This is a genomic window from Hafnia sp. CBA7124 (assembly GCF_002355555.1).
GTDB classification, from domain to species: domain Bacteria; phylum Pseudomonadota; class Gammaproteobacteria; order Enterobacterales; family Enterobacteriaceae; genus Hafnia; species Hafnia alvei.
In genome coordinates this window covers 3098045-3111286 of the sequence record NZ_AP017469.1, presented here as the reverse complement: position 1 = coordinate 3111286, position 13242 = coordinate 3098045, and the positions used below count along the sequence as shown (strand labels likewise).

Genomic DNA, 13242 nt, shown 5'->3' with positions numbered 1-13242 from the left:
CAGGCAAGGAGCGTTACCTGATGACGAAACAACGAGATAAAGGGCCTGCGCGTCGTCGCTTTTTACGCGATGCGGTGCGCAGTGCGGGTGGGTTAGCCGGGCTGGCGTTGGTTCTGGGATTGCAGCAAAAGCAATCACAGGCGCGTGATGGCCTAGCGTTACGTCCACCGGGAGCCTTGCCGGACGGTGAGTTTGAGCGCGCCTGCATTCGCTGCGGGCAGTGTGTTCAGGCTTGTCCTTACGACACGCTGAAGTTAGCGACGCTTTTGTCGCCTTCTTCGGCAGGCACCCCTTATTTTGTTGCGAGACAAACGCCTTGTGAAATGTGTGAAGACATTCCTTGCGTGGTGGCTTGTCCGAGCGCGGCGCTCGATCCCAAATTGACCGACATCGATGATGCGCGGATGGGATTGGCGGTGCTGCTCGATCATGAGAATTGCCTGAATTGGCAAGGCTTACGCTGTGATGTGTGTTATCGCGTTTGCCCATCGATTGATAAAGCTATCACGCTGGAGCTACATCGCAACGAGCGAACCGGCGTGCATGCGAAGTTCTTGCCGACGGTTCACAGTGATGCTTGCACCGGCTGCGGAAAATGCGAACAAGCCTGCGTACTGGATGAGGCGGCGATCAAAGTGTTGCCTCTCTCGATTGCACGCGGAGAGCTTGGGCAGCATTACCGTTTGGGATGGGAAGAGAAAGCGAAGGCTGGACACTCATTAGTTCCGTCTGGCACCCAGCTACCTTCACGTATGCCGCAGGGAGGTGAATGATGGCGAACAGTGCAAATCAGGCCGGTCTTGAAGCACGCCAACGTCACGGTATTATCCGCAGCCATCGCTGGCTGCTGTTACGCCGTTTAAGCCAACTGGCGGTTTTGATGATGTTTTTATCAGGGCCGTGGTGGGGAATTTGGATTTTAAAAGGAAACTACAGCGGCAGTTTACTGCTTGAAACCGTTCCTTTGACCGATCCATTAATGATGTTGGAAAGTGTGTTTGCGGGGCATTGGCCTGCGCTCACGGCCTTGGCTGGAACATTGGTCATTGTGGTGGCTTATTCCTTGATAGCCAGCCGCGCGTTCTGTGCATGGGTTTGTCCGTTAAATCCGGTCACTGATCTCGCGGCGTGGATGCGGCGTAAGCTGAATATCCGCCAATCAGCCTCACTGCCACGAAGCCTACGCTATGGCATTTTGCTGGCGGTGCTGGCAGGAAGTGCCATCAGTGGCACCTTGCTGTGGGAATGGTTGAATCCGGTGGCGCTGCTTGGGCGTAGCCTGATTTTCGGCGCTTTTGGTGGACTTTGGCTGATTCTTGCGGTGTTCCTGTTTGACCTGCTGGTGACGGAGCATGGTTGGTGTGGCCATATTTGCCCAATGGGCGCGCTGTATGGCGTGATTGGCGCTAAAGCGGTTATCCGTGTTAGCGCTGAACATCGAGAGAAATGCACGCGCTGTATGGACTGTTTTCACGTTTGTCCAGAGTCTCAGGTGTTACGTGAGCCTGTATTAAATAACGATCATAGCCCGCTGGTACTGAGCAAAGATTGCATCAGCTGCGGGCGTTGCATGGATGTGTGTGCCGAGCACGTATTCGAATTTAAGAACCGATTTCATCGTTCGGGAGCTAAAGAATGAAGAGCAATGTCCTGAAAAAGCACGCTTCGCTTTGGGCAATGTTACAGGCCGTCGTGCTGTCATTGTCTGTGGCTGGCGCTGTATATGCGGCCAGCGACGTCGATTTGAGCCAATCACCGGAAGTTTCGGGAACGGCAGAAGGGCAGATTAAAATGCCTAAGCAGCAAGAGCGTATGGCGCTGAACTATGTCAATCAGCCGCCGATGATCCCGCATAGCGTAGATGGCTATCAGATTAGCAAAAATACCAACCGCTGCCTGCAATGCCACGGCGTTGAACATTACCGTACCACCGGTGCGCCGCGCATTAGCCCAACTCACTTTATGGATGCTAACGGCAAAGTGTTGGGAGAAGTTGCGCCACGCCGTTACTTCTGCCTGCAATGCCACGTACCGCAAAGTGATGCACCACCGATTGTAGGTAATAGCTTCCAGGCCGCACCGGGCTTTGGGCAGTAACAGGAGCCGCTATGCTGGATAATAAAGAAGTAGACAACAAGCCAACCGAGCAGAAAAAACCGGGCATGATTCGCCGCGTGTGGCAATGGTGGCGCCGTCCAAGCCGTTTGGCTTTAGGCACACTGTTGCTGCTGGGTTTTGTCGCCGGGATTATTTTCTGGGGCGGTTTCAATACCGGTATGGAAATGGCGAATACGGAAAAGTTCTGTATCAGCTGCCATGAAATGCGCGACAACGTGTATCAGGAATATATGGATACCGTTCACTACACCAATCGCAGCGGTGTGCGTGCAACCTGCCCAGATTGTCATGTTCCACATGAGTGGGTGCCTAAAATTGTACGTAAAATCAAAGCCAGTAAAGAGCTGTACGCTAAAGCTTTTGGCTTGATTGATACGCCGCAAAAGTTTGAAGCACACCGGTTAGTGATGGCTGAAAATGAATGGGCACGTATGAAAGCCAATGATTCTCAGGAGTGTCGTAACTGCCACAACTTTGAATACATGGATTTCACGGCACAGAAAACCGTAGCAGGAAAAATGCACGACCAAGCCATTCAGGACGGAAAAACCTGTATCGACTGCCATAAAGGGATAGCGCATAAGCTGCCTGATATGAAAGGGATTAAGAATGGGTTTTAAGGATTCTGTGGTGCAGGCATGAGATTCGGTATGCCGATGGCTTATGGTGTATTCGCGTAATATTCCGTCTGCCAGTTCATACCGAGCTTCATTGCCGCATTGGTGAAGGCATACGGGCAGAGACCACCAGCGCGTGGTCTCTGCACTCTCGCGCTTTTATCCGAGACGCCATCTCCGCGCCGGGTCGGCATGCGCCATCCTTGGCGCCTCCTCCCCTAACGCTAACATCCTGTTAGCGTTGCTCTTTCTCCCAATACTTAAACTAAAAAACAGATAAAGTTATTGTCTTTCGTCTTTTGTCTTATCTGGCACGTTGTTCTTCAGCCGAATAGAGGAAAGAACGGAGGAGCCAGGATGGCGATTGCCGTTCGTTCCGTTAAAGCCGGAATGACGAGATGAGGGAACCTGCGAAGCAGGCTGAAGAACGGTGCCAAGCCGGGTTGTTAGGGGGCGGCGATTGGCCCCCTAACACGGACGCCTGCACGGTGTAGATGCAAGACTCAATATTTTGGGCGGACGTAATTTACGCCATACCTGTATTTTGGCTGCTATCCCTTCACCACAAACCAATACGTCGTTGCGGCTTGATAAACCTCACCCGGTTTAATAAAGCAATCCGGCTGTGGCCATTCAGGATGATTCGGGGTATCAGGTAAAAACTCACTTTCTAACGCCACACCGGCATAAGCGACATATTGTGCTCCGCGACGATCGGGCGTTCCGGCCAAAAAGTTACCGCTGTAGAGCTGAAGGGCTGGGGCATCGGTAAAAACCTGCATCTCTAGTTTAGCATCGGCTGAGGTGAGGATCGCCGCAGGGTGTTGTGCATGATGACAGGTGCTGTGCAGCAGATAGGCGTGATCGTAACCTTTCACGCGCTGCTGGCAGCGATCTTTCAGCAGATCCTGTTGCAAGGTCTTGGTCTTACGAAAATCCATGCCAGAGCCGCTGACGTCGGTAAGATCTCCGCAGGGGATCCCGTCACTTTCCACCGGAAGATAGTGATCGGCAAAAAGCTGTAGCTTTTGCGCTAATGCATCGGTCGTGCAGCCATCGCCGTCTAAATTGAAGTAGGCATGGTTGGTTAAATTCACCGGACAGGTCTTATCCACCTTTGCCTGCCAGCTAATCTCAACGCGGTTATCTTCCGTGAGGCGATAGGTTGCTTGGGCAACGAGATTTCCGGGGAAACCCTGATCGCCATCGGCAGAGTCTAGCTGGTAGGTCACATGATGAGTATCATGTGAAATGCGTTTCCAACGGCGTTTGTCGAATCCTTCAGGCCCGCCGTGAAGCTGATTTTCACCTTGGCTCGGATGTAAAACGACGGTTTCACCTTGATACACATACTGTGCTTTAGCGATACGGTTGGCATAACGACCTACCGTAGCACCTAAAAAGGCACCCTGTTCGGTAAACTGCTCGGGCGTTTGGCAGCCGAGCAAAACCTCACGCAAACTGCTGTCGTTCAGCGCGATCTGGCATGAAAGCCAGGTTGCGCCCCAGTCCATGAATGTGGCAATGCTGCCAGCGCTATTGGTTAGCGTGGTGAATTGAAACGGCTCGCCGTCCGGTGCACGGGAGGTATCAGCAAAATTTAGCATACGCTGGCTCCTTGTGATGGATAGCAGACATAGAAGGTTTCTTTCAGGCCGGTTTGTGCCGGATATTCACGTTCAACCGTGGTGCGAACTTCCTCAACCAGGTCCAACGGCATCAGGGCGACGATACAGCCGCCAAAGCCGCCGCCCGTCATACGAACTCCGCCGCGCTCACCGATAACGTCCTTCACGATTTCAACCAGCATATCGATAGGTTTGACGGTAATTTCAAAATCATCACGCATTGAGGCGTGGGACTCCGCCATCAATGTGCCCATCAGTTTAAGATCGCCTGAGGCAAGCGCTTTGGCGGCCGCTTCAGTGCGGTCATTTTCAGTGATCACATGACGGGCGCGGCGCGCGGTCAGTGCTTCCAATCCAGCCTGTTTAGCTTCGAATTCGGCCAGCGTGACATCACGCAGGGCTTTTACGTTGAAATACTGCGCTGCGGCTTCGCACTGCTGACGGCGGGTGTTGTATTCGCTATCGACCAGTCCACGCTTAACGTTGGAATTGATAATCACGATCGCCACGTCCTTAGGCATAGGAACCGAACGCGTCGCCAGCGAGCGACAGTCAATCAGCAGCGCGTGTTTTTCTTCGCCCAGTGCGGAGATCAGTTGATCCATGATGCCGCAGTTGCAGCCGACAAATTTGTTTTCTGCTTCTTGACCGTTTAACGCCAACTGAACGCCGTCTAAAGGCAGGTTGTACAGTGCTTGGAATGCCTGACCCACGGCAACCTCAAGCGAGGCCGATGAGCTCAGCCCTGCACCTTGCGGGACGTTGCCGCTGATCACTAAGTCTGCGCCGCCGAAGTTAGGATTACGGATTTGCAGATATTTCAGTACGCCGCGCACGTAGTTGCTCCACATCATGGTGGGATGGGATTCAAATGGAGCATCAAGAGAGAATTCATCTTGTTGATTATCGTAGTCGGCGGCAATCACGCGCACCTTGCGATCGTCGCGCTTAGCGCAGCTAATCACGGTTTGATAATCAATAGCGCAGGGCAATACAAAGCCATCGTTGTAATCCGTATGTTCGCCAATCAGGTTCACACGGCCGGGTGCTTGTACCGTCATTGCCGGAGCATAGCCAAAATAACGATTAAAAATATCCTGTGTCACGGTAGTAAGTTGTTGCAGACTCATTTTCGTTTCCTTATTTGGCGTTGGCTTCACGGTAATGGACGTCACTTACTGCGCGTAGACGTTCAGCGGCTTGCTCAGGCGTTAAGTCGCGCTGAGTTTCGGCCAGCATTTCGTAGCCGACCATAAATTTACGCACGGTTGCAGAGCGCAACAGTGGGGGATAGAAATGTGCGTGCAACTGCCAGTGTACACAGTCAACCTCATGGAACGGCGCACCGTGCCAGCCCATGGAGTACGGGAAAGAGCACTGGAACAGGTTATCGTAGCGGCTGGTGAGTTTTTTCAGTGCAAGGGCTAAATCCGCACGCTGCTCGGCATTGAGATCGGTAATGCGCAAGGTGTGCGTTTTCGGCAGCAACAGCGTTTCAAAAGGCCATGCGGCCCAGTATGGAACCACTGCAATCCAATGTTCGGTTTCCACCACGGTACGGCTGCCGTCGGCCATTTCGCGCTTGGCATAGTCCAGCAGCATCGGCGTTTTATGCTGTTCGAAATAGGTTTGCTGTAGGCGATCTTCGCGCGCAGCTTCATTAGGGAGGAAACTATTAGCCCAAATTTGTCCGTGCGGATGCGGGTTAGAGCATCCCATCGCGGCGCCTTTATTTTCAAATACCTGCACCCACGGATAGGTTTTCCCAAGATCGGCGCTCTGGGTTTGCCAGGTCTTAACGATCTCTTCAAGAGCGGGCAGGGAAAGTTCAGGCAACGTTTTGCTGTGATCGGGTGAGAAACAGATAACGCGGCTGGTGCCACGCGCGCTCTCACAGCGCATCAAAGGATCGTCATTTTGCGGTGCATCAGGGGTATCGGGCATCAGCGCCGCAAAGTCGTTAGTAAAAACATAGGTGCCGGTGTAATCGGGATTTTTATCGCCGGTAACACGCGTATTGCCCGCACACAGAAAACAGTCTGGATCATGCTGTGGCAGCGTTTGATTCGACGGTGTTTCCTGTGCACCCTGCCACGGGCGTTTGGCACGGTGCGGAGAGACCAACACCCACTGATCTGTCAATGGGTTATAACGGCGATGAGGGTGATCGACCGGATTAAATGTGGTCATTATCGGTGCTCCTTAAAATATTATTCAGGGACTTATTCGGGATAGCCCTGCGGATTCTGTGACTGCCAGCGCCAGGTGTCCTGCGCCATATCGTCCAGCGTGCGGGTGACGCGCCAGTTGAGGTCTTTGTCTGCGCGGGTGGAGTCCGCCCAGTACGCGGCAAGATCGCCTGCACGGCGGGGGGCAAAGTGGTAATTCACCGGTTTGCCGCAGGCTTTGCTGAAGGCGTTCACCACTTGCAGCACGCTATAACCAACGCCTGCGCCGAGGTTGTAAATGTGTACGCCAGGCTTGTTTGTCATGACGTTGAGCGCGGCCAAATGACCGTCGGCTAAATCGACCACGTGGATATAATCACGTACGCCGGTGCCATCTTCGGTTGGATAGTCATTGCCGAAAATCGCCAAAGAGTCACGGCGGCCTACGGCAACCTGAGCGATATAAGGCATCAGGTTATTAGGAATGCCCTGCGGGTCTTCACCCATTAATCCAGATGGATGAGCGCCAACCGGATTGAAATAGCGCAGCAGGCTAACGCTCCATTCCGGATCGGCACGGTGGAGATCTTCGAGGATTTGCTCAACCATCAATTTGCTGCGGCCGTAAGGGCTTGATGGGTTTCCTGTAGGGAAATCTTCAACGTAAGGGATTTTTGGCTGATCGCCATACACGGTTGCGGAAGAGCTGAAAATCATATTTTTGACATTTGCTTCGCGCATTGCTTCTAGCAGCGTTAACGTACCGCTCACGTTGTTATCGTAATATTCCAGCGGTTTTTGCACTGACTCACCCACGGCTTTTAGTCCCGCAAAGTGGATCACCGAGTCAATCTGGTTTTCAGCGAAAATACGGTCAAGTAACAAGCGGTCGCGAATGTCACCTTGATAAAGGGTTGGCGTGGTGCCGGTCAGAGTGTTGATGCGTTCCAAAACGCTGGCTTTGCTATTGCAAAGATTGTCTAAGATGATCGGCGTATGCCCAGCGGCGATTAACTGTACGCAGGTATGGCTGCCAATGTAACCGCTACCACCAGTAACTAAAACAATCATGATTCGCTCCTTTGGAACATTCAATGCAGTAAAGGTAGCATGAGAAAACCGTGAAAAAGGTGATCTATGCTAAATAAATGGAATCGTTTACACAACAATGCAAACGGCTCAGATTCCGATAAGGGTCTATTGTGCGGTGTGACAAGGCTGTCTGCAAGTTCATATAAATCGAGAATGAGTGGTAACGGTTACACGGCGAAGAATATAAAACTTGAGCGATAAAATAGGGTCTTCAGGCGAAGACCCGTGAGGCAGATAAATTTAAGGGTTACGCGTGATACATCGGATAGGTAAAGAACAAGAGGTGGATGATGTTCAGCGCAAAGTGGAACAGCGTTGCCACCCATAGCCGACCGCTCCACATCCACGCCAGACCATAAATCACGCCAGCTAATCCGGCAAAAATTACCATTAGCCAACCGCCTGCGAAATGCGCTAGACCGAAAATAACCGCGGTAATCATCAGCGCGGGAAGGTGGCCTAACCAGCCGCTGAGGCGTTGCTGCAGATAGCCACGAAAGAGCGCTTCTTCTGCCAAAGAAACAAAGAACAGATTAGCCAGTGCAAATTGCCATATCCACGCGGGCTGATGAAGTTCGATGCGCAAGCCGCCTAGAGCCACGGCGATAAGTAATAAAACGGGCACGCTAATGCCAAGCAAAACCCAATTCCACGCCGGTCGTGACGCTGCAATAGGTGCACGGAATAAGGTTGGCAGGGCGAGTAAGAGAATAAAAGGAACCAGCGCTTTGTCGAAGTTGTAGTACATCGAGAATGGCGCGCTGTGTGGACCGGCAATCACTTTGTCGAGGATTTTAGGGTTATTGAAGCCGGGTACCATGTGCAGAAACAGCACGATGGCGGCTAACACGAGTAAGATTTCGCTGTTGAATCCGCCTTTTTGCTGATGTTCCCAGCGATAGCGGGCTAGCCCAGCAAGCACGACAACGGCCATAAAGGCTAAAGCATTAAAATTAAGAATGCCTTGGCTGAACGCCAGCGCGGTAGCAGAGAGAAGTAAAAAAGCGGATAGCTGTCGTTGAAACGAAAGCACGGCTAAGGAAGCGGCTAGAGCACCCCACATAGATATTCCTTTGTGTTTTATATTTAAGCTTGAATGATAACACAGAGAAATTAGTTAACTGCTCTGAGAAGCGGGCTTTAAGACAAGTAAAGCCCTGTAAAAAGAGGCAAAGCGGATGAGCAGGGTGTTATAACCGATCGATTTGGTAGCGATAGGAATCGCCATCGGGGATAAACGTCAGGCGATGAGTGATGCAATCGGGGGCATCTTCTGCGTGATGAGAAACAAACAGCAACTGGCTATTGCCATCGGTCATCAGAATATCAATCCAGCGCTTAACCAGTTGGCGGTTAATAGGGTCAAGCCCTTGTAATGGTTCATCTAAAATTAACAATGCGGGATGTTTTACTAACGCACGAGCGATCAGCGCCAAACGCTGATGCCCCCATGAAAGATCGTGGAAAGGGTGATGACTCAGTGCCTGCATGCCCAGCATTTCCAGCCATTGGTCGGTCAGTTTTTCCTGCCTGTCGGACGTCGCCTGATAAATGCCAATTGAATCTAAAAAACCGGACAAAATGACGTTACGCAGGCTGGTGCTAACGCGATATTCCAGATGCAGGTTGCTGCTTACATAGCCGATGTGTTTTTTGATATCCCAAATGGTTTCACCGCTGCCGCGACGACGGCCAAACAATGTGAGATCGTTGCTATATCCCTGCGGGTGATCGCCGGTGATTAAGCTGAGCAGCGTAGATTTACCTGCCCCGTTGGGGCCGACGATCTGCCAATGCTGTTGTGGATCGACCTGCCAATCAAGATGGTTGAGGATGGGGCGATCGTTATAGTGAACACAGCCATTTTTCAGGATGATATGTGGCTGATCGTGGGGTAACCGATCCTGTTGGCGAGGATCTTCAGTTTCAGGCAATCGCATATCCGCAAGGCTTTCACTGTGAGCTAACTGCGCGACTAACGCCTGTGATAAGACATCTAAGCGATTCCCTACGTGGGTGAGTTCGCATTCTGCCAACACGCCAACATGCTCAATAAAATCAGGGATATCATCAAACCGGTTGAGCACTAACACCGTTGTTATTCCCTCAGTGTTTAGCGTTTGCAGCATCTGTGCGAGTTGCGCACGTGAGTTAACGTCTAACCCATCAAAGGGTTCGTCCAACACCAGCAAATCAGGCTGGCTCATCAGCGTTTGGCACAGTAAAGCTTTACGCGTTTCACCAGTCGAAAGGTATTTAAAGCGGCGTTCGAGCAACGGTTCGATACCAAACTGAGCGGCTAATTGTTGGCAGCGTTTTGAATCTTTCACTTCAGACTGAATAATTTCGGCGGTAGTACGGCCGGTATCATCTTCGCCTTCGCTAAGCATGTCGGTGTTATTGCGCTGCCATTCGTCGCTGAGCAGTTTTTGCAATTGCTCAAAAGAGAGGCGGATAGGGTGAGCGAATGCCGATGTTGTTTCGCCGTTAAGCTTTGGTAAGTCCTGCGTGAGCGCCCGCGCCAGCGCTGATTTTCCACTGCCATTTGCACCCACAAACGCCCAGCTTTCGCCAGAATGAAGGGTGAGTTCCGGTAAAAAAAGCGTCCGAGTATCGCCAAGGCGAAAGCGTGCTTGGCTAAAGCTTAATGAGGTCATACGGCATACGGCTCCCTAAAAAGTTTTCAGCTATTAGGGATAATCAGTACGCCATGGGGTGTCAAGGCGAGCAGCGGGAGATTTTACACGAAAGAATGATAACGGTGCGATATCCCTCCGATTAAGGAGGGAGCGCTATTTTATCGGCATCGGTGCTTAGGCCAAGGTGGCTAAAATCACCTGATCGGCATTGAACTGAGCCGTTACCGTTTCACCCAAGCTCAGTTTTAGATGGGCCATGGTTTGATTATCAACGGTAGAACAGAGAGTTACACCACCGTCTAGCTCTACCAGAACTTCGCTGTTTTCAGCACCCGACTGAATGTGGCTCACGGTGCCGGTTAAGTTGTTATCTGCGGCATGAGCGAGTGCGGTGTCGGTGGTTAATTTCACCCACGGGGCTTTGATTAATACCAGCACTTCTTTACCAGGAGCCAGCGCTAAACGTTCGGCGCTTTGTTCCGTGATGGCGGCACGCAATAAGGTTTTCCCATCGGCGAGCAGTACGCTGATGTGCTGCTGTACCTGCTGGTGGTCGCGTTCGGTAACGGTGCCAAAAAACTGATTACGGGCGCTGGTTTGTAAGGAGAAACGCGCGATCGCCGCCAGCAGGCTATCTAAAGGAAGATCGTCTTGGTTTAGCACGTCGAACGCTTTTTGCTGGATCTGCCCAAGAAGATCGTAAAGGGCAATCAGGCGCTCACCGTAGCGGGTGATTTTGGCGCCGCCGCCGCCTTTACCGCCGGTAGCGCGATCGACCAACGACTCCTCGGAAAGCTGGTTCATCTCATTCACGGCATCCCAAGCGCTTTTATAGCTAATTCCGGCTAGCTTAGCGCCCTGGCTGATAGAACCGGTGTGGCGTACCTGTTTGAGTAATTCAATCCGACGCGGATCGGCAAACAGGCGTTGCTGGAGTTTTAGCGTCAGTAAAATTTCGGCTTGCATAGGGTTCATCCTTCACAGGTTATGCTTTCATTTTCGCTGATAACGCCCCTAAGACGCAAACCGCATATGCGAATAACTTCAGACCGCACGTTTAGGGCGTACAATTTACGCTAAGCTGTTTAATATATGCAGCGAGATTCTGTATTATGAGTCAGTATGAGATAGTGTGGCTGAATTGCTGCAACTAACACTGAGTGAGGCTGTTATGTTGGAATTATTAAAGAGTTTGGTATTTGCTGCAATCATGGTTCCCGTGGTTATGGCTGCCATTCTTGGTTTGATTTATGGCTTGGGAGAGGTGTTTAACATTTTCTCCGGCGTTGGTCATTCTGATGAAAAACGTTCTAATCACTAAAACGTGATATTTTTTACGAAACGCCCAGCGATGATAGCTGGGCGTTTTTGTTTGAGATGCTGCAAACTTTTTCGATAAATCAAACTCACTTCATGTTTACTGATATCGCACCGATATTGTCAGTGACACTGATGTCGCTCACGTCATATAATCAAATACATAACGTATGGGCATCACATCATTTTAATGGGGTCACTGATGAAAGCATGGAATAAGTTGGTTGTAGGTACGGTTTTAGCCGTTGGCGTAAGTCAGGTTGCTATCGCACAAGAAAAAGTTACCGTATTTGCGGCGGCTTCCTTAACTAACGCACTGCAAGATATTGCTGCACAGTATGAAAAAGGAAAAGACGTAAAAGTTGTTTCTTCCTTTGCCTCCTCTTCCACACTTGCGCGCCAAATTGATCAAGGCGCTCCAGCAGATCTCTTCATCTCCGCAGATCAGCAGTGGATGGATTTTGCGATTGATAAAAAAGCGATGGTTGCTGATACCCGCATCACTCTGTTAGGTAATGAATTGGTATTGGTCGCCTCAAAAGACAGCAAAATCGATAAAGTGAATATCGACAAAAAAACGGATTGGAAAGCATTGTTGAACGGTGGCCGTTTGGCGGTGGGCGATCCTGATCACGTCCCTGCTGGCATTTATGCGAAAGAAGCATTACAGAAACTGGGGGCGTGGGATGAGCTGTCTCCACTCATGGCGCGTGCTAACGATGTACGCGCAGCGCTGGCCTTGGTGGAACGCGATGAAGCACCTTTAGGTATTGTTTACGGCTCTGATGCTGTCGCGAGCAAAAAAGTGAAAGTTGTTGGTATCTTCCCAGCGGATTCACATAAGCCTGTTGAATATCCAATGGCCATTGTGAAAGATAAACAAACGCCAGCGGTAAAAGCATTTTATGACTATCTGCGCACGCCGGAAGCCGCGGCTATCTTCACCCGTTATGGATTTACCCCGCGCTAATGTTTCTGAGTGCATATGAGTGGGAAGCGGTCGTCCTGAGCCTACAGGTGGCAGGAACGGCCGTTATCTTTAGTCTACCCGTCGGTATTTTTACTGCGTGGGTGTTGGTGCGCTGCAATTTCCCCGGCAAGTCTCTGCTTGATAGCATTATCCATCTGCCGCTGGTTTTACCTCCGGTTGTGATTGGTTATTTGCTATTAATCGGCATGGGCCGTAAGGGCGTGATTGGTGCGTGGCTTTATGACTGGTTTGGTTTTAGTTTCAGTTTTAGCTGGCATGGTGCGGCGTTAGCTTCTGCGGTGGTGGCCTTTCCTCTGATGGTTCGTGCCATTCGCCTCGCATTGGCTGCGGTTGATTCCAAGCTGGAGCTGGCTGCGCGCACTCTGGGAGCAAATCCTTGGCGGGTATTTTTCACCATTACGCTGCCGCTCTCGTTCCCCGGCATTCTGGCTGGAACCGTGCTGGCGTTTGCTCGCTCGCTCGGTGAATTTGGCGCAACTATCACCTTTGTGTCCAACATCCCTGGCGAAACCCGAACGATTCCTCTCGCGATGTATACCCTGATTGAAACACCGGGTGCAGAAGCGGATGCCGCTCGCCTGTGTGCCATTGCGATTGTTTTATCTTTGGTTTCATTGCTGCTGTCTGAATGGCTGGCGCGATGGAGCCAGAAGCGGCTGGGGGGCTAAGACG

The 13242-nt window shown here is 51.3% G+C and carries 14 protein-coding genes; 7 read left to right on the top strand and 7 right to left on the bottom strand.

The annotated features are described in order from the left end of the window. Positions 1-20: 20 nt before the first annotated feature. From napG to napC, 4 genes are read left to right on the top strand one after another with little or no spacing between them, the layout of a single operon-like run. Positions 21-773 (top strand): ferredoxin-type protein NapG, encoded by a 753-nt coding sequence (gene napG / locus CPY98_RS14355; protein ID WP_025797491.1) that lies wholly within the window; start codon positions 21-23, stop codon positions 771-773. Beyond that, positions 773-1639, top strand: a complete 867-nt coding sequence (gene napH, locus CPY98_RS14350) for a quinol dehydrogenase ferredoxin subunit NapH (protein WP_046450239.1) — start codon at positions 773-775, stop codon at positions 1637-1639. Before napG ends, napH begins: the two co-directional genes overlap by 1 nt. A 38-nt stretch (positions 1640-1677) precedes the next feature. Further along, complete coding sequence (gene napB / locus CPY98_RS14345) at positions 1678-2097, top strand: nitrate reductase cytochrome c-type subunit (RefSeq protein ID WP_230599750.1); 420 nt, start codon at positions 1678-1680, stop codon at positions 2095-2097. 11 nt (positions 2098-2108) lie between these two features. Continuing rightward, positions 2109-2738 (top strand): cytochrome c-type protein NapC, encoded by a 630-nt coding sequence (gene napC, locus CPY98_RS14340; RefSeq protein ID WP_025797496.1) that lies wholly within the window; start codon positions 2109-2111, stop codon positions 2736-2738. Positions 2739-3286: 548 nt separating this feature from the next. Here napC and galM read toward each other — a convergent pair. The 7 genes from galM to modE form a co-directional block, all read right to left on the bottom strand. Beyond that, positions 3287-4342: a galactose-1-epimerase gene (gene galM, locus CPY98_RS14335; RefSeq protein ID WP_096388185.1), complete on the bottom strand. Its 1056-nt coding sequence runs from the start codon at positions 4340-4342 to the stop codon at positions 3287-3289. After that, the gene (galK, locus tag CPY98_RS14330) at positions 4336-5493 is read right to left on the bottom strand and encodes a galactokinase (protein ID WP_025797500.1); all 1158 of its coding nucleotides are present in this window, start codon (positions 5491-5493) and stop codon (positions 4336-4338) included. The genes galM and galK overlap by 7 nt, the downstream gene beginning before the upstream one ends. A 10-nt stretch (positions 5494-5503) precedes the next feature. Then, positions 5504-6553 carry a galactose-1-phosphate uridylyltransferase gene (gene galT, locus CPY98_RS14325; RefSeq protein ID WP_043494520.1) on the bottom strand — a complete coding sequence of 350 codons (1050 nt, stop codon included), beginning with the start codon at positions 6551-6553 and terminating at the stop codon, positions 5504-5506. Between the two features lie 32 nt (positions 6554-6585). Then, the gene (galE, locus tag CPY98_RS14320) at positions 6586-7602 is read right to left on the bottom strand and encodes a UDP-glucose 4-epimerase GalE (protein WP_025797504.1); all 1017 of its coding nucleotides are present in this window, start codon (positions 7600-7602) and stop codon (positions 6586-6588) included. Between the two features lie 268 nt (positions 7603-7870). Beyond that, positions 7871-8686: a CPBP family intramembrane glutamic endopeptidase gene (locus CPY98_RS14315; RefSeq protein ID WP_096388184.1), complete on the bottom strand. Its 816-nt coding sequence runs from the start codon at positions 8684-8686 to the stop codon at positions 7871-7873. Between the two features lie 127 nt (positions 8687-8813). Further along, a complete protein-coding gene (gene modF, locus CPY98_RS14310; RefSeq protein WP_096388183.1) occupies positions 8814-10280 on the bottom strand; it encodes a molybdate ABC transporter ATP-binding protein ModF in 1467 nt (488 codons plus the stop codon). A 156-nt stretch (positions 10281-10436) separates the two neighbouring features. After that, positions 10437-11228, bottom strand: coding sequence for a molybdenum-dependent transcriptional regulator (modE, locus tag CPY98_RS14305; protein WP_096388182.1), 792 nt, complete (start codon positions 11226-11228; stop codon positions 10437-10439). Between the two features lie 205 nt (positions 11229-11433). On the opposite strand from modE, the gene CPY98_RS14300 reads away from it, so the two are divergent. The 3 genes from CPY98_RS14300 (at position 11434) to modB (ending at position 13238) form a co-directional block, all read left to right on the top strand. Then, positions 11434-11583 (top strand): AcrZ family multidrug efflux pump-associated protein, encoded by a 150-nt coding sequence (locus CPY98_RS14300; RefSeq protein ID WP_025797511.1) that lies wholly within the window; start codon positions 11434-11436, stop codon positions 11581-11583. 198 nt (positions 11584-11781) lie between these two features. Continuing rightward, a complete protein-coding gene (gene modA / locus CPY98_RS14295) occupies positions 11782-12549 on the top strand; it encodes a molybdate ABC transporter substrate-binding protein (protein ID WP_181875337.1) in 768 nt (255 codons plus the stop codon). After that, positions 12549-13238 (top strand): molybdate ABC transporter permease subunit, encoded by a 690-nt coding sequence (modB, locus tag CPY98_RS14290; protein ID WP_025797515.1) that lies wholly within the window; start codon positions 12549-12551, stop codon positions 13236-13238. The genes modA and modB overlap by 1 nt, the downstream gene beginning before the upstream one ends. The last annotated feature ends 4 nt before the right edge of the window (positions 13239-13242 follow it).

Bases quoted from the DNA above. Each gene is read 5' to 3' on its own strand.
- napG (WP_025797491.1), top strand. From the start codon at position 21: ATGACGAAACAACGAGATAAAGGGCCTGCGCGTCGTCGCTTTTTACGC.
- napH (WP_046450239.1), top strand. From the start codon at position 773: ATGGCGAACAGTGCAAATCAGGCCGGTCTTGAAGCACGCCAACGTCAC.
- napB (WP_230599750.1), top strand. From the start codon at position 1,678: ATGTTACAGGCCGTCGTGCTGTCATTGTCTGTGGCTGGCGCTGTATAT.
- napC (WP_025797496.1), top strand. From the start codon at position 2,109: ATGCTGGATAATAAAGAAGTAGACAACAAGCCAACCGAGCAGAAAAAA.
- galM (WP_096388185.1), bottom strand. From the start codon at position 4,342: ATGCTAAATTTTGCTGATACCTCCCGTGCACCGGACGGCGAGCCGTTT.
- galK (WP_025797500.1), bottom strand. From the start codon at position 5,493: ATGAGTCTGCAACAACTTACTACCGTGACACAGGATATTTTTAATCGT.
- galT (WP_043494520.1), bottom strand. From the start codon at position 6,553: ATGACCACATTTAATCCGGTCGATCACCCTCATCGCCGTTATAACCCA.
- galE (WP_025797504.1), bottom strand. From the start codon at position 7,602: ATGATTGTTTTAGTTACTGGTGGTAGCGGTTACATTGGCAGCCATACC.
- CPY98_RS14315 (WP_096388184.1), bottom strand. From the start codon at position 8,686: ATGTGGGGTGCTCTAGCCGCTTCCTTAGCCGTGCTTTCGTTTCAACGA.
- modF (WP_096388183.1), bottom strand. From the start codon at position 10,280: ATGACCTCATTAAGCTTTAGCCAAGCACGCTTTCGCCTTGGCGATACT.
- modE (WP_096388182.1), bottom strand. From the start codon at position 11,228: ATGCAAGCCGAAATTTTACTGACGCTAAAACTCCAGCAACGCCTGTTT.
- CPY98_RS14300 (WP_025797511.1), top strand. From the start codon at position 11,434: ATGTTGGAATTATTAAAGAGTTTGGTATTTGCTGCAATCATGGTTCCC.
- modA (WP_181875337.1), top strand. From the start codon at position 11,782: ATGAAAGCATGGAATAAGTTGGTTGTAGGTACGGTTTTAGCCGTTGGC.
- modB (WP_025797515.1), top strand. From the start codon at position 12,549: ATGTTTCTGAGTGCATATGAGTGGGAAGCGGTCGTCCTGAGCCTACAG.